Source organism: Stenotrophomonas sp. STEN030, assembly GCF_056759995.1.
Map to the genome: position 1 here is coordinate 19,775 of NZ_JBRREB010000040.1, position 22,422 is coordinate 42,196.

Below are 22,422 nucleotides of genomic sequence, written 5' to 3' on the forward strand. Positions count from 1 at the left end.
GTCGAGCAATGGAAATTTCAATGCGCCGCAGCCTGGTCACAATCCTGTTTCTGGCGCTCTGCCTGCCTGTTTCACTGGTGCAGGCACAGTCGTCCGGCATGCGTACCGAAGGGGACGTGGCCGGCGCCAGCAGTGCCTATGAGGCCGAGGTACCGGTCAACAGCCAAAGCGAGGTCGATCGCAACGGCGGGCTGGCACGCGCGCTGGGCGCGGTGCTGGCCAAGCTGTCCGGCGACCGCAGTGCGCTGGCGCGCCCGGGCGTGGCGCAGGCCCTGCGCAGCGCCAAGGACATGGTCGAGAGTTACGACTACCGGCAGGATCAAAGCGTCAGCGCCAGTGGCGCGCCGAGCTTCCGCACCATGCTGGTGGCGCGTTTCCGCCAGGATGACGTCGACGGACTGGTAGCCGCGCTGGGCTTGCCGGTATGGCCGCAGCCGCGCCCGAAGCCGGTGGTGTGGCTGGCGATCGACGATGGCAGTGGCCCGCGTCTGGTCGGTGTGCCGCAGTCCAATGCGGCGCGGCCCTTGCTGGATCGGGCGGTTGAACGTGGCTTCAAGCTGGGGCTGCCGGCCGGCGGCGCGGCTGAGCAGGCCTTGGTCGGTGCGATCTGGCGCCAGGACACCGCAGCGGTAGCGCGGGCTTCGTCACGCTATTCGCCGCCGATGCAGCTGATCGGCAAGTTGTACCGCGGCAAGGGCGGCGGCTGGGTTGCCGACTGGGTGTTTGTCGACAACGGCCGCGAGCTGTCCAAGTGGACCACCAACGACGCCGATGCACGGCGGGCGATGATGGCCGGTGCCGATGGTGCCGCCGATGCGCTGGTACGGCGTTATGCCAAGGCGCCGGTCGGCGGCGCGGCGGGTGTTTACCGGATCGTGGTCAGCGGCATCCGCAGCGCGGATGACTATCTGCGCCTGGCGGCCACCTTGCAGAGCGTGGCCGTGGTGAAGGCCATCACGCCAATCCAGGCCTCGGGCGACCGGCTGGAACTGGATGTCGAGCTGATGAGCGGTCTGCCCGGCTTCAACCGCATGCTGGGCCGTGATGCCGCCTTGCAGCCAGTGGGCGCGGTGGACGATGGTGATGCGGACGCATCAACGGATCAGAACAGCGGCAGCCGCCGCGCGGAGTACCGCATTCGATGAGTACTGATACAGCGGAAATGGAAATCGCGCTGTTCCTGCGCCGCCTCAAGTGGGTGGTGTTGAGCGCCTTCGGGCTGTGGGTGATGTGGCTGCTGGCACCGGTGTTGACCCCGTTCGTGGTCGCGTTGATGCTGGCCTGGCTGGGCGATCCGCTGGTTGACCGGCTGGAAGCCCGGGGCCGCTCGCGCAACACCGCGGTGGTGCTGGTGTTCGTGCTGATGATCCTGCTGCTGGCCTTGGCGCTGCTGATCCTGGTGCCCTTGATCCAGCGCCAGATCATTACCTTGGTTGCCGCCTTGCCCCAGGGGCAGGAGTGGCTGATGAACACCGCGATTCCGTGGATCGAGCTGAAGACCGGTCTGGAAATCATGGCCTGGCTCGACCCCGGCCGTCTGTTCGAGTGGGTGCGCAGCCATTGGCAGCAAGCCGGTGGCGTTGCGACCACGTTCTTTGGCTACGTGTCGCGCTCGGGCTTTGCGATGGTGGCCTGGGTGATCAACCTGGCCTTGTTGCCGATCCTGGCCTATTACTTCCTGCGCGACTGGGACAAGTTGGTCGAGCGGGTTGCATCGATGATCCCGCGCAACCATATCGAAGTGGTTACGCGCTTGGCGCGCGAGTCCAACGACGTGCTGGGCGCCTTCATCCGCGGCCAGATCGTGGTGATGATCGCGTTGGGTGTGGTGTATGCAGCCGGCTTGACGCTGGTGGGCTTGAACCTGGGCCTGTTGATTGGCCTGGTCGCGGGCTTGATCAGCTTCATCCCCTATCTGGGGGCGACCACCGGCGTGGTGATGGCGGTGCTTGCGGCACTGGTGCAATCGCAGGGCGTGGACCTGCAGTTGCTGGTGTTGGTTGGTGTTGTTTTCACCGTCGGCCAGTTGCTGGAAAGCTATGTGCTGACGCCGCGCATCGTCGGTGACAAAATTGGCCTGCACCCGGTCGCGGTTATTTTTGCAGTGATGGCTGGTGGCCAGTTGTTTGGATTTTTGGGAATGCTGTTGGCCTTGCCAGCGGCGGCGGTGATCAACGTGCTGTTGCGCTATGCGCACCAGCGTTATCGCCAAAGTGAGTTGTATGCCGGCCACGGGCCGACGATTGTGTTGGACCCGCGCAGCATTCAAGTGCCGGCGGATCTGAGCATCGTGTCGAAGGATGTAGAACCTAAGTGAGTGTGCCGCAGTTACCGCTGGCCTTGCGTTACCCGCCAGACCAGCGCTTTGAAACGTTCATCGGTGCGCCGGAAGGTGCGCTGCCGCAGTTGCGTGCCGTTGCCAATGGCAGTAGCCAGGACTGGATCTATCTGGTTGGCGCCGGTGCCACCGGCAAGACGCATCTGGCCCTGGCCACCTGTGCTGCCGCGTTGCAGGCCGGGCGCCGACCGGCTTACCTGCCATTGCAGGCCGCGGGGACGCGCCTGCAGGACGCATTGGAAGCGCTGGAAGGCCACGATGTGCTGGCGCTGGACGGGCTGGAATACGTTGCAGGCCGACGCGAGCAGGAAGTGACCCTGTTCGAGTTCCACAATCGCGCGCGTGCTGCCGATGTGACCGTGATCTATACCTCGCGGCTGCCGCCTGATGGTCTGGGGCTGGTGCTGCCGGATCTGCGCTCGCGGCTGTCACAGTGCAGCCGCATCACCCTGGAGCCGCTGGATGCCGAAGGGCGTGGCGCGGTGCTGCGTGAGCGTTCCGTGCGCCGTGGATTGGTGATGGATGAGGCGACGCTGGATTGGTTGCTGACCCGCACCGGCCGCGACCTGAGCGGGCTGGTGACCTTGCTGGAGCGACTGGATCGCGAATCGCTTGCGGCAAAGCGGCGGATCACCGTGCCGTTCCTGAAGCGGGTGCTGGAGAACGGGCCGGGTTGATTGTGGTTTTGTAGGAGCGGCGTCAGCCGCGAAGCAGATGTCATATCCGCAAAAAGAGATGCCTGCAATTGCAGGCATCTTTGTATCCGAGCTTTCAGCGGCTTCGCGGTTTACACCGCTCCCACAACGGATGCGACAGCGCGGCTTTTGTAGGAGCGGCGTCAGCCGCGAAGCCAGTGCCGCACCAGCAGACAAAATGCCGCAATTACAGGCATTTTGGTGTCTGATCTTTCGTCAGCTTCGCGGCTTACGCCGCTCCTACAAGTTCGGCTTCAAGCTGCTGCAAGCGCTCGGGGGTGCCTACGTCGGTCCAGCGGCCTTGGTGATGCTGGCCGCTGATGCTGTCGCTGACCATCGCCGCGCGCAACAATGGCGCCAGCTTGAAGCGCGGCGGTGTTTCCGTGCTGCCATCGGCATCGCCAATCACTGCCTGCCAGCCCTGCAGCAGCTGCGGTCGATACACGCCGATGCCAGCAAAGGTCAGTCGCGCTTGTTCGCCGTTGTCGTGCAGCAGACCATCGGCATCCAGAATGAAATCGCCACGCGGGTGCTGCACTGGATTGTCGACCATGACCAGATGCGCGCTGCCCTTCGGTTCCTGCGGCAAGGCAGCGAAATCAAAATCGCTCCAGATATCGCCATTGACCGCCAGGAACGGCGCATCGCCGAGCAGCGGCAGCGCGTTGTGCATGCCGCCGCCGGTTTCCAGTGGCACCGGGCCTTCGTACAGATAGTGCAGGCGCAGGTTCCAGCGGCTGCCATCGTCCAGTTTTTCCGGGAACTGCGCGGCCAACCAACTGGTGTTGATCACCACATCGCGGATGCCCAGCGCAGCCAAACGCTGCAGATGCCATTCAATCAGCGGCACACCGGCCACCGCCAATAGCGGCTTGGGTGTGTGATCGGTAAGCGGGCGCATGCGCTCGCCCAGTCCGGCGGCGAAGATCAGGGCCTTCATGCTGAAGCCTTGGCAGCCATCGCCGGTTTGAAGCGGCGTTCGAACAACTCCTGCAGCGGCGCCAGTTCCGGATAACGCGGCAGCACTTCATCCAGGTAGCGGATGAAACGCGGTGCGTCCTCGAAGTAGTGGCCCTTGCCGTCGCGATCGCGCAGGCGCACGAAGATGCCGAGGATTTTCAGATGGCGCTGTACGCCCATCCAGTCGGCATCGCGCAGGAACTGCGGCCATGGCCGTACCTGCAGGCCCGCGGCCAGTGCCTGTGCGTGATAGCGCGCAAGCCAGGTGTCCACTTTTTCCAGCGGCCAGCTCAGGAAGGCGTCCTTGAACAGGCTGGCCGGATCGTAGGCAATCGGTCCACTGACCAGATCCTGGAAATCCAGCACCGCCAGGCCGCCTTCGACCGGCATCAGGTTGCGCGGCATGAAATCGCGATGCGTAAGCACCTGCGGCTGGTTCAAGGCGTTGTCCATCAAACGCCGTTGCACCAGCTGCAGTTGTTCGCTCTCGCCACAATCCAAGGTCAGGCCCAAGTGGCGTTGTACGAACCATTCTTCAAACAGGCCAGCATCACGCTGCAGCAGCGCCTCGCCGAACGCGCCCATGCCTTCGGGTACCGGGATCGACTGCAGGCGGATCAGCTGCGCGAAGGTCGCATCGAACCAGGCGTCGGCATTGTCGTCGCTGATGAAGCGGGCAAGGGTTGGTCCGCCCAGGTCTTCCAGCAGCAGGAAACCGCTGTCGACATCGCGCGCCAGCACCTGTGGTACGCGCACGTCGTTGGATTCAAGCAGGTCGTGCATGCGCAGCCAGGGGCGTACATCTTCCAGCGCGGGCGGTGAGTCCATAACGATGTGGCTGCCGCGCGCGCTGGTGCTGCGCCAATAGCTGCGGAAACCAGCATCGACCGATGCGCGTTCGAGAGTGGTGGCAGGGTCGCCAAGTGCGGCGGCGGCCCACTGCAGGCGTTGTTCGGTGCGCAGTGGATCGGAAGCGGGATCGTTCATGGACACTACAAGTAAAGCGGCGCCCGCAGGCGCCGTTGGATGGAGTCAGCGCTTGCCGCCGCTGATCAGGCGCAACAGGCCGAGCAGGGCGATCGCACCGATGATGGAGCCAACGAAGCCGGCCGGCTGACCTGCCGAATACCAGCCCATCTCACGGCCGAACCAGCCAGCAAATACCGCGCCGGCCACGCCGAGCACGATGGTCAGCAGGCAGCCCATGCGGTTGTTGCCGGGCATGAAGAAGCGACCCAACAGGCCTACGAAGAAGCCGATCAGGATGATGTACAGCCAGCTGTCGCTGCCAAACAGTCCGCTCATGTTCTTGTCCGTGGCAAAGAAAAACGCAGCCTAGCAAGGCCAGGCTGCGTTCGTCATCAAACCATCAACATTCGACCAACCGCGTCGGACCGATCAGCAGCAGCCGTGGCCACCGTGACGGGTGCCGCTGTCGGCGGCCACCGGCGAACCGCTGGTTTCGCCACGCAGGCTGGCGGCGTAGTGGTCGAACAGCACCTTGGACACGCAGGAGGTGACGCGCTTGCCCATCGGGATGTGCAGGAACTCGTTCGGGCCATGTGCATTGGAATGCGGGCCGAGCACGCCGGTGATCATGAACTGCGCACCCGGGAACTTCTCACCCAGCATGCCCATGAACGGGATCGAGCCGCCTTCGCCCATGTACATCGCCGGCTTGCCGAAGAAGGCCTGGCTGGCGGCGTCGATGGACTGCTCCAGCCACGAGGCCATCGCCGGTGCGTTCCAGCCAGTGGAGGCTTTTTCAAGGTCCAGGGTGACGTGGGCGCCGTTCGGCGGATCGCGCAGCAGGGCTTCCTTCAGCAGCTCGCCGCAGGCCTTGCCATTGGCGGTCGGCGGCAGGCGCAGCGACAGCTTCACCGAGGTTTCCGGACGCAGCACATTGCCGGCCGATTCCAGCGGCGGCATGCCGCCGATGCCGGTGACCGACAGGGCAGGGCGCCAGGTGCGGTTGAGCACCAGCTCGGTCAGTTCGTCGCTCATCGGCTTGAGGCCGTCGACCAGCGGGAACTTGTCGAAGATGGCGGTATCGACCACGTCGGCAGCACGCTTGGCCTGCTCCAGACGCTCGGCAGGCACTTCCACGTGCAGGCCATCGAGCAGGATACGGCCGGTCTTCTCGTCTTCGATGCGCGACAGCAGCTGGCGCAGCAGGCGGAAGCTGGACGGCACCACGCCGGAGGCATCGCCGGAGTGCACGCCTTCGTTGAGCACCTTGACGGTGAAGTTGCCGCCGGTCAGGCCGCGCAGCGAGGTGGTGCACCACAGCTGGTCGTAGTTGGCGCAGCCCGAATCCAGGCACACCACCAGCGACGGCTGGCCGATGCGGTCGGCCAGATGGTCGACATAGGCCGGCAGATCGTAGGAGCCGGATTCTTCGCAGGCTTCGATCAGGATCACGCAGCGGGCGTGCGGCAGGCCTTGTTCCTGCAGCGCCAGCACCGCGGCCAGCGAGCCGAAGATGGCGTAGCCGTCATCGGCGCCGCCGCGGCCGTACAGCTTGTCGCCGCGCAGCACCGGAATCCACGGGCCGAGGTCGTCGTCCCAGCCGGTCATTTCCGGCTGCTTGTCCAGGTGGCCGTAGAGCAGCACGGTGTCGTCGCCGGTTTCCGGGCCGGTGGCCGGGATTTCCAGGAACAGCAGCGGGGTGCGGCCTTCCAGACGAACCACCTCGACCTGCAGGCCGGGGATGGTCTGCGCCTTGGCCCAGCTCTCCATCAGGGTTACGGCTTGTTCCATGTAGCCGTTGGCGACCCAGTTGGCGTCGAACATCGGCGACTTGTTGGGGATGCGGATGTAATCGACCAATTGCGGGACGATGTCGTTGTCCCACTTGTCGCTGAGAAATTGGCCGATCTTGGCGCTGTCCATCTGGATCTCCGGTAGCAATGTCAGGTGTAACCATTCTACGCCGCTCCCTTGTTGAGGGGGCTTGCGGCGGTTTCATCAATGAATTTTGTAGGGCTTTTCCTACAAGAGCTCGGGGGGTTGGCTGGCTGCCCGCCCGACCTGCTCCGGATATTCTAGGTTCATGTGGCGCGGGACACTGATTCGACCGGCGGGATAGCCAGCCAATCAGCCAACAAGCCACAAGGAGTACAGCGATGAAGCTTTTTACCGTAACGCTGCAGTCTCTGATTCTTGCATTGATGTTGACCCTTACGGCGCAAGCCAAGGACAAGGACAAGGTCGATATCAATACCGCCTCCGCGGCGGAGCTGAATCAGGTGTTGGTGAACGTGGGCCCTTCCAAGGCGCAGGCGATCATCGAACACAGACAGGCCAACGGGCCCTTCAAAAGTGTCGAGGAACTGGCGCTGGTGAAAGGAATCGGATTGAAGACGGTCGAACGGAATCGTGACCTGATCGAAGCGAGGGCTGGAACTGCCCCCGCCAAGAGCGCTACCGGGACGGTAGCTGCGCAGCCGGTTGAGAGGCGCTGAGCGGAAGGAATCGAATAGTGAACCGCCAGGATTGCGGATCACCAGGAACCCGGAAAGGGCAGGATGCTGGGGGCTGGCAGGAAGCCAACAAGGATGTGAGGTCGTCCGGTGTTGCACAGTGACGTGCAGCCGGGCGATTTTTCTGTCTGTGCTCTTTGGAAACGGCAAGGCCCGGGGAAACCCGGGCCTTGCTGGTTTCTGGGTGTTGAGCAGGAAATCAGGATGGGATATCCGGATCCGTAAAAGCCGTGATTCAGGCTTTTCGGGTCCGCTGCGCGGTTGCTGCCGGGGCTGCGGCTGTTTGTGGGAGCGGCGTCAGCCGCGAAGCTGATACAAAATCAGATCGCCCAACTGCCAATTGCCCCAGTACTACCAGCTTCGCGGCTGACGCTGCTCCTACAAAAAGTGAGTCCGTGCGTAGTCTATTTGGTCTGGTTGATTCGGCTGCGAAACGGTATCGCAGTTGACTGCCTCGGTTTTGGGCCAGGGCAAGCCGCTGCTTAAACCAAGCCGGTTGTGTAATACACGCCGATGATCGCGAACACCGCCAAGGTCTTGATGATGGTGATGGCGAAGATGTCCTTGTAGGACTGGCGGTGGGTGAGGCCGGTGACGGCCAGTACGGTGATAACCGCGCCGTTATGCGGCAAGGTGTCCATGCCGCCGGAGGCCATCGCCGCCACGCGGTGCAGCACTTCCATCGGAATGCCGGCCGCCTGCGCGTTGGCGATGAAACTGTCGGCCATTGCTGCCAGCGCGATGCTCATGCCGCCCGATGCCGAGCCGGTGATGCCGGCCATGGCGGTGACCGAGACTGCTTCATTGACCAGCGGATTAGGAATCGAGCCCAGCGCATTGGCTACCACCAAGAAGCCTGGCAGGGCGGCAATGACCGCACCGAAGCCATATTCTGAGGCGGTGTTCATCGACGCCAGCATGGCGCCGCCGATGGCTGACTTGGTGCCCTCGGCAAACGAAGCCACCACCGGCTTCCAGGCGAAGGCGATGACGCTGAGGATGCCCAGCAACAACGCGCCCTGCACGGCCCAGATTGCGCCCAGCTTGGAGACTTCCTGCACCACCGGTGCCGGGTTGCCGATCACCGCCGGGATGAAGGACTGGGTTTCGCCATAGAAGCCGGGAATCCAGCGGGTCAGGAAGAAGTTGGCAACGCCGACCAGGATCAGCGGGGTGATGGCTACCAGCGGGTGGGCGAGATTCTGGCCTTGGAAGGGTTCCGGCTCGTTGCGTAGTTCCTCGTTGGCACCGGCATAGCCCTCGCCATTGCGCACGGCGACGCGGCGGCGCCATTCCAGATAGCTCATGCCCAGGATCAGGATCACCACGGTACCGATCACGCCCAGCCACGGTGCGGCCCAGCTATTGGTGCCGAAGAACGCAGATGGAATGATGTTCTGGATCTGCGGCGTGCCCGGCAGCGCATCCATGGTGAAGGTGAAAGCGCCCAGCGCGATGGTGCCAGGGATCAGGCGCTTGGGGATGTTGCTCTGACGGAACAGCTCGGCGGCGAACGGGTAGACCGCAAATACCACCACGAACAGCGACACGCCGCCGTAAGTGAGCAGCGCGCAGACCAGCACGATGGACAGCATCGCGCGCTTGGCACCGACCAGCTTGATGGTGGCGCTGACGATGGACTTGGAGAACCCCGAGACCTCGATCAGCTTGCCGAACACCGCGCCGAGCACGAACACCGGGAAGTACAGCTTGAGGAAGCCGACCATCTTGTCCATGAACAGGCCGGTGAACATCGGCTGCACCAGACTGGGATCGGTCAGCAGCACCGCGCCCAGCGCCGCAACCGGCGCGAACAGAATCACGCTGTAGCCGCGGTAGGCGACAAACATCAGGAAGCACAGGGCCGCCAATACGATCAGAAACGACATTCACAGCTCCCCGGCCAATACATTGCCGGCGAGTATCGGGATCAAGGACGGCCCGGCCCACTGTACGAAGGGACTATACGCGGCCGGCTAACGCTCCATTAACGTGCGCTCCATGGCGACATTCGTGTGTCGCAACGTCATACCCGGGAGGAGGGAGACCAATGAAGCGCAAGTATCTGAGTATCGCCATCGGTGGCATTCTGTTGGCACCGGCCGCCTTCGTGCAGGCCCAGGAGCAGCAGGCGGTGCCGGCCGGCACCAAGGCTACGCAGCTGGACGAAGTGACTGTAACCGCGCGCCGTCGCAGCGAGTCCATCCAGGACGTGCCGGTGGCGGTCAGCGCCTTCGGTGAGGAGCAGATCAAGGATCTGCAGGCCTCGACCGTGGAAGGCTTGCAGGGCGCCGTGCCCAACATGAACATCGCCCAGGGCCGTGGTTCGGCCAACAGCGTCAACGTCTTCATCCGCGGCATCGGCCAGCCCGACGCGCTGCAGACCTTCGACCCGGGCGTGGGCATGTATGTGGACGATGTCTACTACTCGCGCATCAATGGTGCGCTGTTCTCGCTGTTCGATATCCAGCAGCTGGAAGTGCTGCGCGGCCCGCAGGGCACGCTGTACGGCAAGAATTCCACCGGCGGCGCGATCAAGCTGACAACCAAGAACCCCTTCGACAACGAAGGCGGCGCAGTGGAAGTAACCGCCGGTGACTACGGTCGCCTGGAAGGCCGCTTCTATGTCTCGGGCAAGCTGAGTGACACGCTGGCTGCGAGCATCGCCGGTGCCAAGATCACCAACGACGGTTACGTCAAGGATGCGGTCACCGGCAAGCGCTACAACGACGACGATACCGAAGCGCTGCGCGCCAAGCTGGCATTCCAGCCGACCGACAACTTCAGCGCGGTGCTGTCGCTGGATACCACCAAGCAGGATGCCGCACTGACCCTGGGTCGGCCGATGGCGCCGCTGCTGCAGACCAGCCTCGCACCGACCGGAGTGATCGTGTTGCAGCCGGGCGAAACCGGTGAGTGGAACCGTCGTGCACAGACCTCGTTCCAGAACGGTGAAGGCCAGTACTTGAAGCACTCTGGCGCATCGTTGTCGATGAGTTGGGACATCAATGAACAGTTCACGCTGAAGAGCATCAGCTCCTACCGCAAGCTCAAGACCAAGTCCTACATCGACATCGACGCCTCCGAGTACGAGCTTGGCGACGTGCTGGTGGCGCTGGACCAGAACCAGAAGAGCCAGGAATTCCAGCTGCATTACGACAACGGCTCCAATCTGCATGCCACCTTTGGTGCGTACTACATGAAGGAGAACGTGCCGTCCTACCAGGAAGCCTACGCCGACGATCTGTTCTCGTTCCTGGGCGGCAAGGTGCCGTTCCTACGCACCATTGAAGATGACCTGACCACCACGTCCACGGCGGCATTCGCGCACGTGAACTGGGAGTTCGTACCGACCTGGACCGTGGCTGCTGGCGTGCGCTGGACCAAGGACAAGAAGGATTACGATCGTTCCACCAGCACCTTCTGGGGCGCTCCGTTCACCGGGTTGAACGGCACGGTTGCGTTTGATGCGAAGGCATCGTGGACTGCGGTAACGCCGTCGATCAGCCTGCAGAAGGAATTCAGTGACAACCTGATGGGCTATGTGTCGGCCAACCGTGGCTTCAAGTCCGGTGGCTTCAACGGCCGCGCCAACACCGTGTATGACACCCAGCACGCCAAGTTCGATCCGGAGTACGTGTGGACCTACGAGCTGGGCCTGAAGGGCAGTTCGGCCGATCACCGTTTGCGTGGTACCGCCACCGCGTTCTACAGCAACTACAGCGACTTCCAGGCACGCGTATCGCAGGACGTGGGCACCTTCCCGGTGTTGAACGCGGCCAAGCTCAACATCAAGGGCATCGAGCTGGAAGGCAGCGCGTTGCTGGGCGAGTCCACCACCTTGAGCGCACAGCTGGGTTGGATGGACGCCAAGTACGACAGCTTCGAAGACTTCCGTCTCGATCCGTCCTACGCCGGCTACGATCCGACCGTGAACCACGACCACGTGCCGTTCTCGCCGGACGTGACCGCCCGCGTGGCCCTGCAGCACGTGTTTTCGCTGGGAGACAACGGCAGCCTGACCTTTGGCGGCGATGTGTCGTATCGCAGCGACACCTGGTTGTCGGTGGACAACCGCAAAGTGCTGAGCCAGGACGCATACACGTTGGTGGGCGCATACGGCGTGTGGGATTCGTCGCAGCTGACCTGGCAGGTACGTGCAGGCATTCGCAATCTCACCGACAAGCAGTACAAGACCGAAGGCCAGGAGTTCGCCAGCGTTGGCAACATCCAGACCGCGTACTACGGTCTGCCGCGCAACTGGTATGTGTCGGTGCGTTACAACTTCTGATGATGGAGCCCGTGACGGCTAGCTGACAGATACGCAAAACAGCCCTTTCCCGCTTCGCGGGGGAGGGTTTTTTGCGTTTGTTGCTGGTGCTCTGGTTGTATCTGCGGCGGTTGCCGGAGCAGATGCTGTTGCTTCGGCTTCGGCTTCGGCTTCGGCTTTGGCTTTGGCTTTGGCTTTGGCCTTGGCTCTGGCTCTGGCTCTGGCTCTGGCTTTGGCTGTGGCTGTTGCTGTGGCTGTTGCTGTTGCTGTTGCTTGAAGCCCCTCTCCCGCCTGCGGGAGAGGGGTTGGGGTGAGGGCAGCCCTTGCTGTTGGCTTTTAAGCTCTGGCTTTTGATGCAAAAGCTAAAAAGCCAATTGCTAGCGAACCACACCCTCACCCCAGCCCCCGCGCTAGCGCGAGGGCGCTCGAAGACTCGCGAACCAATGGTTCGCAAACGCCTCTCCTCGCCCCGGAGGGAGAGGTGCTTTGAGCATCCACCGCTTCATCCCTATCGCTTAACTCCGTATCCTGCCAAGCAGCTTCCGGGAAACGCATTCCATGTTGAGTCTGGTAACAGTGGCCTTGGCGGGTCTGGCCTGGCTGGCCTTGATGTTCGGTGTGGCCCTCTACGGCGAACGCCGGCCAGCCGCATTTGCCCGTCACTGGCGGCATATCTATGCACTGTCACTGGCGGTGCACTGCACCTCGTGGACCTTCTACGGCACCGTCACCCAGGCCGCGCGCCATGGCTGGCCGCTGCCGCCGACCTTCGTCGGCGCGATCCTGTTCTATGCGTTGGCCATCGGCGTGATGATGCGGCTGGTGCGGCTGGCGCGTGAAACCAATGCCACTTCGCTTGCCGATTTGATCGCCGCGCGGCTGGGCCGTGATGCCTGGTTGGCGGCAACGGTGACGTTGGTGACCGTGCTCGGTTTGATTCCATACATCGCGCTGCAGCTCAAAGCGGTGGCGATGAGCTTCGGCATGATCACCTCGCGAGCGGTGGAAGCCGGGCAGGCCGGCTCAATCTGGCAGGACAGCGCTTTGTATGTGGCACTGGCGATGGCTTTGTTTGCCATGCTGTTCGGTGCGCGCCGCGCCGATGCCTCCGAGCACAACCGCGGGCTGGTGTTGGCAATGGCGGCCGAGTCGGTATTCAAGCTAGGCGCGATGCTGGCGCTGGGTGTGTTCGTCTGGTTTGGTTTGAAGGGTGTGCCCGCGGCTCCGGTGGCGTCTGTGAGCGCGCCAGAGGGCGGCTTCATCCCGCTGGTGATACTCGGTGGACTGGCGATGTTCCTGCTGCCGCATCAGTTCCATATCGGCGTGGTGGAGTGCCGCGACCCGGCTGATGTGCGCACCGCGCGCTGGTTGTTCCCGCTATACCTGCTGCTGATCGCGCTGCCGATCCTGCCATTGGCGCGCGCTGGCACCGCGTTGCTGGGTAACAGCGTTCCCTCGGATATGTACACGCTGGCACTGCCGTTCTCGGCCGGCCATGAAGGTGTGGCCTTGTTCGCCTTCCTCGGCGGCCTGAGTGCGGCCACCGGCATGGTGGTGGTCAGTACGCTGACCTTGAGTCTGATGATCGGCAATCACTGGTTCGCGCCTGGTCTGGTGCGCAGCGCCTGGGCGCGTGCCGGCGGCGGCGATCACCGCCGCGAGCTGGTGTGGCTGCGCCGCGCGGGCATCTGCGTGATCATGCTGCTGGCCTGGGCTTACAGCCGCTTGATTGGCGGCAGCAATGTGCTGGCCGATATCGGCGCGGTCTCGTTCTCGGCAATGGCCACCTTGGTGCCGGTACTGGCATTCGCCATCTGGCGTCCGCAGACGCCGCCGCGCGCCGCCATTGCTGGCGTACTTGCCAGCTTCGCCACCTGGGCGTGGGTGTTGTTGCTGCCTTCCTTGCTGGAAAGCGGTGGTCGTACGCCGACCTGGCTGCTGCAAGGACCGTTCGGTTGGCAATGGCTTGCGCCGCAGGGCCTGTTTGGCCTGACCGGCTGGACGCCGCTGGGACGCGCGGTCGGCGCGAGCCTGTTTGTCGGCACGGCAGTGACCTTGCTGGCGATGGCATGGCGTCGCGATACGCCGGATCGCACCAGTCGCAATCTGGATGCCGATACCTTGCGCAATGCTGGCCGTCGCTTCCTGCCTGACGAGCGCGTGCAACAGTTGTTGACCGATGCGCCACGCAGCGGTGCGGTGCCAGCATCGATCGAGGCCAGCATCGAACGTGAGTTGTCGGCGGTCCTCGGTGCTGCGTCCGCACGTTTGCTGCTGGATGCCGCACGGCGCGAAGGTAACGAACTTGCCACAGTCGCAGCCATCGTCAGCGAAGCCTCACAGGATCTGCGCTTCAGCCAGCAGGTATTGCAGGCCGCACTGCAGAACATGAGCCAGGGCATCAGCGTGATTGATCGCGAGCAACGGCTGGTGGCGTGGAATCGCCCGTATGCGCGCATGTTCGGTTTCCCGGATGAGTTGTTGCAGGTTGGCCGGCCGATCATGGACCTGACCCGCTGGGCGCTGCAGGCGATGCCCGCGCGTGGCGGCGATGAGCGTGCGGTGGACCGGCGTCTGGCGTTCATGCGTGCAGGCACGGCGCACCTGACCGAACGCGTATTTCCTGACGGCAGCATCGTCGAGATTCGTGGCAATCCGATGCCGGGCGGTGGTTTTGTGGCCACTTTCACCGATGTCACCGAATTCCGCCGCAGCGAGCGCGAACTCAAGCGTAGCAACGAGACGCTGGAGCAGCGCGTTGGCGAGCGCACCGCCTTGCTGGAATCGGCCAAGCGTGAGGCCGAACGGGCAAACGATGCCAAGAGTCGCTTCCTTGCTGCCGTGGGTCACGACCTGCTGCAGCCATTGCATGCCGCGCATCTGTTCACCGATACGCTGGCGCAACAAGTGGAATCCAGCCAGCAGCAGCAGGCGGTGGTGCAGATCCGGGGCGCCTTGGATTCCACCACCGATCTGTTGACCGGGTTGTTCGATATGTCGCGGCTGGAGGCCGGTGGTCTGGTGCCGCAACCACGCGATCTGCCGCTGGCTGAAGTGCTGGATCCCCTGGTCTCCGAATTCCGCGCGCTGGCCACCGAACGTGGGCTGGCGTTCCACTACGTGCCTACTCATGCATGGGTGAACAGTGATCCGCAGCTGCTGCGGCGGGTGCTGCAGAACTTCTTGGCCAACGCGGTGCGCTACACAAACCAGGGCGGCGTGTTATTGGGCGTACGCCGCGAAGCCGACTGTCTGCGAGTTGAGGTGCACGACACCGGTCCAGGTATTGCCAAGGAGGAACAGCAGCGCATATTCGAAGAGTTCCGGCGTGGCGAGGACAGCAGTGGCCAAGGACTCGGCCTTGGTCTGGCGATTGCCGATCGCATCGCTGGCTTGCTGCACGCACCGCTACGCCTGCGTAGTGAGAAGGGGCAGGGCACTGTCTTCTCGGTGACTTTGCAGCGAGTGACCTCACCGCAGCTGGCGAACCTGCCACGCATGCGCAACGCGGCAACCTCGGGTGGCGTGCCGGTGCTGGTGGTCGACAATGATCCCGCTGCTTTGCAGGGATTGGCTGGGCTGTTGCGCGGTTGGGGTTACAGCGTGGCCGAGGCTTCGGGCGAAGCGCAGGCGGTAGCGGCGTTGCAGCAAACACCTGCGAGCTTGTGGCTGTTCGACTACAACCTGGACGATGGCGATACCGGTACCGCGTTGCAGTTGCGGCTGGGCGAACGTTTTGGCGCAAGACCGACTTTGATTCTCAGCGCCGATGACAGTCTGGCAACGCGCCGTGAAGTGCTGGAGCAGGGGCTGACGCTGCTGCACAAGCCAGTGCGACCGCTGGCACTGAAGTCGATTTTGGATCGGCTGTTGGCGGCGGATGCTTTGAGACCGGGAATCGGCAGCAAGGAATAGCTGCCTATCTCGACGAGCACGGCTGTCAGGAACTCCGGATCTCGGCGTTTCCGCAATACGCTGTATGCAAAGCCTGCATCACGCCCAACGCCGGGCTGTCCGCCAGCGCGTAGAAAATGGTCTGCGCTTCGCGTCGGGTGCTGACCAGAGCGGCTTCACGCATTACCGCCAGATGCTGTGACAGCGCCGACATCGACAAGCCAACCTGTGCCTGCAATTCGCCTACCGATGCTTCGCCTTCTACCAGACGGCACAGTACGCGCAGCCGAGCCGGATGGGCCAAGGACTTGAGCAACTGCGCGGCCTGTTCGGCATGTGCCTGCATCTGTTCCATGTTCATCTCTGAAGGACGCATCTAAGGCTATGGCTCGGGCTTGTGCTTTGCAGGGGACTAGTTTAGTTTAGAAAAAGCTAAATTAACAGCGAGGCACCCCATGAGCCAGGCGCAGATGTCATCAACCTTGGTCGAACCGTTCTACGACAAGGACACCGGCACCTTCAGTTACGTGGCCTATGATCAGATCGGCGGCATGGCAGTCATCATTGATCCGGTGCTGGATTACGAGCCGGCTGGCGCGCGCATCAGCACCGCATCGGCCGATGCGCTGTTGGAACTCGTGCGTAGCAAACTGCTGACGGTGGCGTGGATTCTGGAAACCCATGCGCACGCCGATCATCTCAGTGCTGCTGGCTATCTTGCCGATCAGCTGCAGGCGCCGGTCGCCATCGGTCGCGGCATCGTGCAGGTGCAACAGCACTTCAAGACGGTCTTCGGGCTGGGTGATGAATTCATTGCCGACGGTAGCCAGTTCGACCGACTGTTCGATGATGGCGACACCTTCAATGTTGGCGGCTTGAGCGCGCGCGTGATCGCCACGCCGGGGCACACAGACGACAGCCTGACCTATGTGATCGGTGATGCCGCGTTTGTCGGCGACACGGTGTTCGCCAGCGACACCGGCACCGCGCGCTGTGATTTCCCTGGCGGCGATGCGCATCGCCTGTATGCGTCCATCCAGCGCATTCTGTCGCTGCCTGCCGATACCCGCATCTGCCTATGCCACGACTACCCCGGCAACCGGCGCGAGGCACAGGCGCAGACCTCGATCGACGAGCAGCGACAGAACAACGTGCATCTGAAGGGGGGCACCGATGAGGCGGCGTTTGTACAGATGCGCCAGCAGCGTGATGCAACCCTGCCGGTGCCGAAGCTGATCCTGCCCGCGTTGCAGGTGAATATCCGCGGCGGCCGGCTGCCGGAGCCGGATGCCAATGGCGTGCACTATCTGCGCTTGCCCTTGGATCAGATCGGAAAGGCGCAATGAACAGTTGGATGCTGGCCTTGGCCGGTGGTGTATTGATCGGCACCGCTGCCACCTTGCTGCTGTGGTTGACCGGTCGCATCGCTGGTATCAGCGGCATTCTTGGTGGTGTGTTGATGCCACGCAATGGTGAAGTCGCTTGGCGTGTCGCGTTCCTGATTGGTTTGATTGGCGCAGGTGCTGCGTATCTATGGCTGGTGCCGGGGGGCTATTCGCCGAGACAGGGCTTTTCACCGTTGTTGCTGGTGATTGCAGGCCTGCTGGTGGGCTTTGGTACGCGCATGGGCAATGGTTGCACCAGCGGTCATGGTGTCTGCGGTTTGGGACGGTTGTCGATGCGTTCGTTCGCCGCCGTGCTGACCTTCATGGCTACCGCGATTGTGACCACTTACATCGTGAGGCATGTGGCATGAGCACCTTGCGCATCAGCTTGGCTGCACTGGTTTCTGGCGCGCTGTTCGGGCTTGGGCTGGCGGTGTCGGGGATGACAGATCCGCAGCGCATCCTGGGTTTTCTGGACGTTTTTGGTGACTTCAATCCGGCGCTACTGTTTGTGCTGGGCGGCGCGGTGACTACGACGATGCTGCTGTTTCGCTTTGTGCTGCGGCGGCCGACACCGGTGTTGGCCGAGCGCTTCCAGATATCGGATCTGCGCAGTATTGATCGGCGGCTGCTGGTCGGTGCGGCTTTGTTTGGTATTGGCTGGGGATTGGCTGGCTATTGCCCGGGACCGGCCTTGGTTGGCCTGGGTGTGTTGTCACCGGAAGCGTTGTGGTTTGTGCCGGCGATGGTGGCCGGCATGTTGCTGCACAAGCTGACCAACAGGAACAGTGTGGGAGCGGCGTGAGCCGCGAAGCCGACATTGATTCCGACGCCGGAATAATTGCAATCAGGAATGCGTGGGGTTGATCTGGCCGCGGCTTGCCAGTTCGATAGCTTCGCGGTTTACACCGCTCCCACAAGAATCAGAAGCGTCGGCTACAGCGCTTGCCGCGCCGGGTCGCTCAATTCCAATTCACGCAGCACCACGCTGGCCTGGGTGCGGTTGCGCACGCCCAGCCGCTCGAAGATGGCCGATAGATGCGCTTTGACCGTGCGCTCCTGCACATCCAGGCGGTCGGCGATCTGCTTGTTGAGCAGGCCTTCGGCAACCAGCGCCAGTACGCGGAACTGCTGTGGTGACAGACTGGCCAGCCGCGCGGCCAGCTCGCTGTCATGGGTGGAGGATTGCGCGCGCGATACCGAAGCGCGCAGCGAAGCAGGCAGCCACTGCTCGCAGGCCATCACACAACGAATGGCCTCGCGCAGTTCGTTCAATCCGGAACTCTTGGGCAGATAACCCGCAGCGCCATGGTCGAGTGCACGCCGTACCACGCGAGGGTCGTCGTTGGCCGAGACCACGATCACCGCCACGCCAGGATGCTGGGCGCGGATCGCCGCCAGGCCGGCTAGACCGTGATTGCCCGGCATATGCAGGTCGAGCAGGATCAGGTCGGTATCCGGTGCCGCATCCAATGCGGCCAGCACGCCTTCCAATGATTCGGCTTCGCGTACCGATAAATCGCTGACGGCCTCGCTGGCGGCCTGCCGCAGGGCGGCACGGAACAGGGGATGGTCGTCGGCAATCAACAGGCTGGGCATGGCAGTGCTAACTGGATGGAAGGAAGCGGGCGCCCGCTCGTCTGCAGCGTGCGCCCGGGGCAGTATGCCGTGGATTTCAGCCATTGCCCGCTTCCTCCTGTTTTTCCAGACCTACTGCGCGGTCCAGCCGCCGTCCATCGGCATTGCCGCACCGGTCAGGTTGTGCGACTCGCGGCGGCACAGCCACACCACCATTGCGCCGATATCCTCCGGCAGCGACATGCGCAGGCTGGGCTGCTTTTCTTCCAGCAGGGCGCGTACGCCGTCGTCGCGGCTGCCGCCATTGCGGTGGGCCTGGATCTGCGGCTCGATCAACGGGGTTTCCACCCAGCCCGGGCACACACAGTTGACGGTGACACCGCCGCTGTCGCGGCTGCCGGCAGCGGCATATTCCAGCGCGGCTACCTTGCTCAGGCCAACGATTCCGAACTTGCTGGCGACGTAAGGAGCCTTATTTTTGGAGGCGACCAGGCCGTGCACCGAGGCGATGTTGACCACCCGGCCGTAGCCACGCTCGGCCATGCCCGGCAGCGCTTGCTGCATGGTGTGGAAGGCCGCGCTGAGGTTGATGGCGATGATGTCGTCCCACTTCTGCGGCGGCTGTTCGGCCAGCGGCGCGGCGTGCTGGATGCCGGCGCAGTTCACCAGGATGTCGATGTCGCCCCAGGCCTGCACGGCTTCGAGCATGTGCGCGATCTGGTCGGGTTTGCGCAGGTCGGCATCGAAGTGCTGTGACTCGCTGCCTGCGTCGGTGACGCTCTTCAGCGCCGCCTCGATCTGCTCAGCGCTGCCGAGGCCATTGATGGCCACGCGCGCGCCGGCGCTGGCCAGCGCCTGGGCGATGGCCAGGCCGATGCCGGAGGTGCTGCCGGTCACCAATGCGGTGCGGCCTTGCAGGAAGCGGTCCATGGGGGACTCCGATTGCTATGGGGGATGGTGGAAACGTAGCAGCCGCCGCGCTAAAAGCGTGTGGTACTTAAGTACGATGAGCCGGATCACGGCGCTCTGCTAGGGTGCGTCCATGAGCCAATCCCTATTGCGCGCCGCCTGCGGCCTATTCGTCGGACTGAGCCTGGCCTCCTGTGCCAGCGGCCCAGCATCCAAGTCCGTGGAGCCTTCCATGTTCAGCAACGAACTCCGCAGCGAGCATCGTGGCAGCGATGACCTGCTTACCGCCGGCCTGGGCCTGGCCGGGCTGCGCAGCATGGCTCCGCCTGCCTTTGCCGACGCCAGTGCACCGACCGTCGACGAACTGCGCCGACGCGCGCTGTGGGGCAGCTGGCGTGGTATCGCCGATCTTGCACCAGGCGGTGGCTACGGCGAACTGTTCGGCAGCCTGCAGAGCGTTCCCGGTCGCGAGTATTCGGCGTTCGCGCGCCTGCCCGGTGCCAAGCAGCCGCATCGCGTACTGGCGCAGATTCCGGACAACTTCGACACCGACAAGCGCTGCGTGCTGGTAGCACCGGCATCGGGCTCGCGCGGCATCTATGGCGCAGTGTCGGTTGCGGCAGCATGGGGTCTGCCCAAGGGCTGCGCCGTGGTCTATACCGACAAGGGCGCTGGTAGCGATTATTACGACCTCAATGCACAGGTCGGCGTGCGTGCCAACGGTACGGTCGGTGCATTGGGCGAAGTGAACGATTTGGCGTTCGTGCCGGATGCGCCTATCAATGCATCGGGTGTGGCGTTCAAACATGCACACTCCAAGGACAATCCTGAGGCGGACTGGGGCCGACACGTAAAACAGGCGGCCGAGTTCGCGCTGCTGGCGCTGGCCGAAGCCTATCCGCAGGCTGCGCCTTTCACCTTTGAAAACACCCGCATCATTGCCGTCGGCATCTCCAACGGTGGCGGTGCGGTGCTGCGCGCGGCCGAGCTGGAAGGTGATTGGCTGGACGCCGTGGTGGCGGGCGAGCCCAGCATCTACTCCAGCGGCGCGGGCGCACGCGCGTTGTACGACTACACCACCGAAGCCGCGTTGTTGATGCCGTGTGCGCAGCTGCACATGAGCAACCTGCCGCAGCCGCCGATGGCGGCTGCATTGCAGGCTGGCGCAGCAGTGCGCTGCGCAACGTTGGCGGTCGAAGGCGTGATCAGCGGTGCGACCCCAGCCGCACAGGCCAAATCAGCCTACGATTTGATGTTGAGCAAGGGCTGGACCGATCAGTCACTGCGCGCAGGCGCCTTGTCCACCGGCTTCGATCTGTGGCGCGCGATTGCCGCGACCTATGCTTCGGCTTATGGCCGCTATGGCGTGGGCGAGCATCCTTGCGGATTCAACTTTGCCGCACAGAATCCTGACTTCTCGCCGCGTGCGGCAACAGCAGTCGAGCGTGCAGCGTGGATCTCCGACGGTAGCGGTATTCCGCCGGGCGCTGGCGTCGGCCTGCTCGACAGCAAGGTCGCCTTGCCGGACCTGACCTACGCCGGCCTGAAGTGCCTGCGTGGTTTGTGGGATGGCCAGAGCGAAGACGCCAAGCGTGTGCAGGCGGGCATTCAGGCCACCCATGCTGGTTTGCCGCGCAAGGGCCTGCCGGTGATGGTGGTGCACGGTGCTGACGACGGTCTGATTCCGCCGGCTTTCAGCAGCGCGCCGTATGCCGCAGCGGCCAAGGCTGCCGGACGTGAAGTGAGCTATTGGAAGGTGCAGAACGTGCAGCACTTCGATGGTTTCCTTGGCCTGCCGGATTACGGCTCGCGTTACCTGCCGCTGTTGCCGTATGTGTACGAGGCGTTGGATCGGGTGCAGGCGCGCTTGGACAAGGGCACGGCATTGCCGGCTGATGCGGTGATTGCGACCACGCCGCGGGCGGGCAAGGCGTTGACGGCTGAGAATCTGGCGATGCCGAAGTAAGTGCTTCTACCCCCTCCCTTGCGCGAAGCGCAGGGGAGGGTTGGGGAGGGGTTGCTTCGAGCCCCCTCCCTTTGCCGAAGGCAAGGGGAGGGCTGGGGAGGGGTTGCTGTTGCCTTGCGCTGTTGGATCTGTGGCTTCGCGGCTCACGCCGCTCCCACAAAAGCCCGATCAACGCCGCGGTCAAAAGCCGGTAATGGCATCATTGGCTGATGCATACCTTGAACTCTCCTTCCCGCGTCATCCCCTCCGCTCTCTACCAGCGCGAGCGCTGGCGCAATGGTCTGGGCTGGACGCGCGAGATCCTGCGTCTGCCGGAGCAGGGCGATTGGCAGCTGCGCCTGTCCATCGCCGAGATCGAGCAGGATGCGGCCTTCTCCGCATTCCCCGGTGTCGAACGTGAGCTAGTGCTGCTGCAGGGTGAAGGCCTGCGCCTGCGCTTTGCCGATGGCCGCTGCGAAACCCTGCTGCCGCCGTATCAGCGCCTGCGTTTTGCCGGCGAGGCGGAGCTGGTGGGCGAATTGGTCGATGGTGTGACCCAGGACTTCAATCTGATGTGGCGCCGTGATGCCTTGCAGGCTGAACTGCTGCATCGGCCGCTGGTCGGGCCCATGCTGTTTTTCACTGAGCCGCAGGCTGCATGGGCGATCCATTTGCTGGCCGGGCAGGCCGAGTTCGAAGGTGGTGTGCTGCCGGCAATGGCGGCGGGCGATACCGCGTGGTTGGCTGCCGGTGAACGGCAGCGCTATACGCTCAGTGGCGGCGGTGAGTTGCTGGCGATTAAGGTGGCCCCGGCTGTTGTAGGAGCGGCGTAAGCCGCGAAGCCACAGAACCAACAACACAAGGCTTCACCTGTAGTGGGGGGGGGGGGGGGGGGGGGGGGGGGGCGGCGGGCGGGGGCGCCGCGGGGGGGGGGCCGCGCGGGGGGGGGGGGGGGGGGGGGGGCGG

The 22,422-nt window shown here is 63.5% G+C and carries 19 protein-coding genes; 11 read left to right on the forward strand and 8 right to left on the reverse strand.

Annotated features, from left to right (window positions below):
- The first annotated feature begins 8 nt into the window (after window positions 1-8).
- From ACVOLR_RS14265 to hda, 3 genes are read left to right on the forward strand one after another with little or no spacing between them, the layout of a single operon-like run.
- Window positions 9-1,145, forward strand: coding sequence for a DUF2066 domain-containing protein (locus tag ACVOLR_RS14265; RefSeq protein ID WP_481537008.1), 1,137 nt, complete (start codon window positions 9-11; stop codon window positions 1,143-1,145).
- Window positions 1,142-2,317, forward strand: coding sequence for an AI-2E family transporter (locus tag ACVOLR_RS14270; protein WP_481537009.1), 1,176 nt, complete (start codon window positions 1,142-1,144; stop codon window positions 2,315-2,317). Before ACVOLR_RS14265 ends, ACVOLR_RS14270 begins: the two co-directional genes overlap by 4 nt.
- Window positions 2,314-3,015 carry a DnaA regulatory inactivator Hda gene (gene hda / locus ACVOLR_RS14275; protein WP_481516402.1) on the forward strand — a complete coding sequence of 234 codons (702 nt, stop codon included), beginning with the start codon at window positions 2,314-2,316 and terminating at the stop codon, window positions 3,013-3,015. Before ACVOLR_RS14270 ends, hda begins: the two co-directional genes overlap by 4 nt.
- 247 nt (window positions 3,016-3,262) lie before the next feature.
- On the opposite strand, the gene murU is transcribed toward hda, so the two are convergent.
- The 4 genes from murU to ACVOLR_RS14295 form a co-directional block, all read right to left on the reverse strand.
- On the reverse strand, window positions 3,263-3,973 hold the full coding sequence (gene murU / locus ACVOLR_RS14280; protein WP_481537010.1) for an N-acetylmuramate alpha-1-phosphate uridylyltransferase MurU: 711 nt from the start codon (window positions 3,971-3,973) through the stop codon (window positions 3,263-3,265).
- Window positions 3,970-4,980 carry an aminoglycoside phosphotransferase family protein gene (locus ACVOLR_RS14285; RefSeq protein WP_481537011.1) on the reverse strand — a complete coding sequence of 337 codons (1,011 nt, stop codon included), beginning with the start codon at window positions 4,978-4,980 and terminating at the stop codon, window positions 3,970-3,972. The genes murU and ACVOLR_RS14285 overlap by 4 nt, the downstream gene beginning before the upstream one ends.
- Before the next feature lie 45 nt (window positions 4,981-5,025).
- The gene (locus ACVOLR_RS14290; RefSeq protein WP_481516405.1) at window positions 5,026-5,298 is read right to left on the reverse strand and encodes a GlsB/YeaQ/YmgE family stress response membrane protein; all 273 of its coding nucleotides are present in this window, start codon (window positions 5,296-5,298) and stop codon (window positions 5,026-5,028) included.
- A 93-nt stretch (window positions 5,299-5,391) separates the two neighbouring features.
- Window positions 5,392-6,885, reverse strand: coding sequence for a M20 family metallopeptidase (locus ACVOLR_RS14295; RefSeq protein WP_481537012.1), 1,494 nt, complete (start codon window positions 6,883-6,885; stop codon window positions 5,392-5,394).
- A gap of 233 nt (window positions 6,886-7,118) precedes the next feature.
- Here ACVOLR_RS14295 and ACVOLR_RS14300 point away from each other — a divergent pair, with 233 nt between their 5' ends.
- Complete coding sequence (locus ACVOLR_RS14300) at window positions 7,119-7,457, forward strand: ComEA family DNA-binding protein (RefSeq protein ID WP_481537013.1); 339 nt, start codon at window positions 7,119-7,121, stop codon at window positions 7,455-7,457.
- A gap of 500 nt (window positions 7,458-7,957) precedes the next feature.
- Here the strand turns inward: ACVOLR_RS14300 and ACVOLR_RS14305 are convergent, their stop codons facing one another.
- A complete protein-coding gene (locus ACVOLR_RS14305) occupies window positions 7,958-9,364 on the reverse strand; it encodes a GntP family permease (RefSeq protein ID WP_481537014.1) in 1,407 nt (468 codons plus the stop codon).
- A 161-nt stretch (window positions 9,365-9,525) separates the two neighbouring features.
- Here ACVOLR_RS14305 and ACVOLR_RS14310 point away from each other — a divergent pair, with 161 nt between their 5' ends.
- A complete protein-coding gene (locus tag ACVOLR_RS14310) occupies window positions 9,526-11,766 on the forward strand; it encodes a TonB-dependent receptor (RefSeq protein WP_481537015.1) in 2,241 nt (746 codons plus the stop codon).
- Between the two features lie 537 nt (window positions 11,767-12,303).
- The gene (locus ACVOLR_RS14315; RefSeq protein WP_481537016.1) at window positions 12,304-15,660 is read left to right on the forward strand and encodes a hybrid sensor histidine kinase/response regulator; all 3,357 of its coding nucleotides are present in this window, start codon (window positions 12,304-12,306) and stop codon (window positions 15,658-15,660) included.
- Window positions 15,661-15,685: 25 nt separating this feature from the next.
- Here ACVOLR_RS14315 and ACVOLR_RS14320 read toward each other — a convergent pair whose 3' ends face one another.
- Complete coding sequence (locus ACVOLR_RS14320) at window positions 15,686-15,994, reverse strand: ArsR/SmtB family transcription factor (protein ID WP_481537017.1); 309 nt, start codon at window positions 15,992-15,994, stop codon at window positions 15,686-15,688.
- Between the two features lie 100 nt (window positions 15,995-16,094).
- Between ACVOLR_RS14320 and ACVOLR_RS14325 the strand changes: the two genes are divergently transcribed.
- The 3 genes from ACVOLR_RS14325 to ACVOLR_RS14335 are packed head-to-tail and all read left to right on the forward strand — an operon-like array spanning window position 16,095 to window position 17,829.
- Window positions 16,095-16,985: an MBL fold metallo-hydrolase gene (locus ACVOLR_RS14325; protein WP_481537018.1), complete on the forward strand. Its 891-nt coding sequence runs from the start codon at window positions 16,095-16,097 to the stop codon at window positions 16,983-16,985.
- Window positions 16,982-17,395 (forward strand): YeeE/YedE family protein, encoded by a 414-nt coding sequence (locus ACVOLR_RS14330; protein ID WP_481537019.1) that lies wholly within the window; start codon window positions 16,982-16,984, stop codon window positions 17,393-17,395. The genes ACVOLR_RS14325 and ACVOLR_RS14330 overlap by 4 nt, the downstream gene beginning before the upstream one ends.
- A complete protein-coding gene (locus tag ACVOLR_RS14335; protein WP_481537020.1) occupies window positions 17,392-17,829 on the forward strand; it encodes a DUF6691 family protein in 438 nt (145 codons plus the stop codon). The genes ACVOLR_RS14330 and ACVOLR_RS14335 overlap by 4 nt, the downstream gene beginning before the upstream one ends.
- A 131-nt stretch (window positions 17,830-17,960) precedes the next feature.
- Here the strand turns inward: ACVOLR_RS14335 and ACVOLR_RS14340 are convergent, their stop codons facing one another.
- Entirely contained in the window at window positions 17,961-18,623 is a 663-nt protein-coding gene (locus tag ACVOLR_RS14340; protein WP_481537021.1) for a response regulator transcription factor, read from the reverse strand.
- 111 nt (window positions 18,624-18,734) lie between these two features.
- On the reverse strand, window positions 18,735-19,532 hold the full coding sequence (locus ACVOLR_RS14345; protein WP_481537022.1) for a 3-hydroxybutyrate dehydrogenase: 798 nt from the start codon (window positions 19,530-19,532) through the stop codon (window positions 18,735-18,737).
- Between the two features lie 112 nt (window positions 19,533-19,644).
- Here ACVOLR_RS14345 and ACVOLR_RS14350 point away from each other — a divergent pair, with 112 nt between their 5' ends.
- A complete protein-coding gene (locus tag ACVOLR_RS14350) occupies window positions 19,645-21,477 on the forward strand; it encodes a 3-hydroxybutyrate oligomer hydrolase family protein (RefSeq protein WP_481537023.1) in 1,833 nt (610 codons plus the stop codon).
- A 218-nt stretch (window positions 21,478-21,695) separates the two neighbouring features.
- A complete protein-coding gene (locus ACVOLR_RS14355; RefSeq protein ID WP_481537024.1) occupies window positions 21,696-22,289 on the forward strand; it encodes a HutD/Ves family protein in 594 nt (197 codons plus the stop codon).
- Window positions 22,290-22,422 lie beyond the last annotated feature (133 nt).

Coding starts and splice junctions, on each gene's coding strand:
- ACVOLR_RS14265 (WP_481537008.1), top strand. CDS start 9: ATGGAAATTTCAATGCGCCGCAGCCTGGTCACAATCCTGTTTCTGGCG.
- ACVOLR_RS14320 (WP_481537017.1), bottom strand. CDS start 15,994: ATGGAACAGATGCAGGCACATGCCGAACAGGCCGCGCAGTTGCTCAAG.
- ACVOLR_RS14295 (WP_481537012.1), bottom strand. CDS start 6,885: ATGGACAGCGCCAAGATCGGCCAATTTCTCAGCGACAAGTGGGACAAC.
- ACVOLR_RS14350 (WP_481537023.1), top strand. CDS start 19,645: ATGAGCCAATCCCTATTGCGCGCCGCCTGCGGCCTATTCGTCGGACTG.
- ACVOLR_RS14300 (WP_481537013.1), top strand. CDS start 7,119: ATGAAGCTTTTTACCGTAACGCTGCAGTCTCTGATTCTTGCATTGATG.
- ACVOLR_RS14345 (WP_481537022.1), bottom strand. CDS start 19,532: ATGGACCGCTTCCTGCAAGGCCGCACCGCATTGGTGACCGGCAGCACC.
- ACVOLR_RS14330 (WP_481537019.1), top strand. CDS start 16,982: ATGAACAGTTGGATGCTGGCCTTGGCCGGTGGTGTATTGATCGGCACC.
- murU (WP_481537010.1), bottom strand. CDS start 3,973: ATGAAGGCCCTGATCTTCGCCGCCGGACTGGGCGAGCGCATGCGCCCG.
- ACVOLR_RS14305 (WP_481537014.1), bottom strand. CDS start 9,364: ATGTCGTTTCTGATCGTATTGGCGGCCCTGTGCTTCCTGATGTTTGTC.
- ACVOLR_RS14325 (WP_481537018.1), top strand. CDS start 16,095: ATGAGCCAGGCGCAGATGTCATCAACCTTGGTCGAACCGTTCTACGAC.
- ACVOLR_RS14315 (WP_481537016.1), top strand. CDS start 12,304: ATGTTGAGTCTGGTAACAGTGGCCTTGGCGGGTCTGGCCTGGCTGGCC.
- ACVOLR_RS14270 (WP_481537009.1), top strand. CDS start 1,142: ATGAGTACTGATACAGCGGAAATGGAAATCGCGCTGTTCCTGCGCCGC.
- ACVOLR_RS14335 (WP_481537020.1), top strand. CDS start 17,392: ATGAGCACCTTGCGCATCAGCTTGGCTGCACTGGTTTCTGGCGCGCTG.
- ACVOLR_RS14290 (WP_481516405.1), bottom strand. CDS start 5,298: ATGAGCGGACTGTTTGGCAGCGACAGCTGGCTGTACATCATCCTGATC.
- ACVOLR_RS14310 (WP_481537015.1), top strand. CDS start 9,526: ATGAAGCGCAAGTATCTGAGTATCGCCATCGGTGGCATTCTGTTGGCA.
- ACVOLR_RS14285 (WP_481537011.1), bottom strand. CDS start 4,980: ATGAACGATCCCGCTTCCGATCCACTGCGCACCGAACAACGCCTGCAG.
- ACVOLR_RS14340 (WP_481537021.1), bottom strand. CDS start 18,623: ATGCCCAGCCTGTTGATTGCCGACGACCATCCCCTGTTCCGTGCCGCC.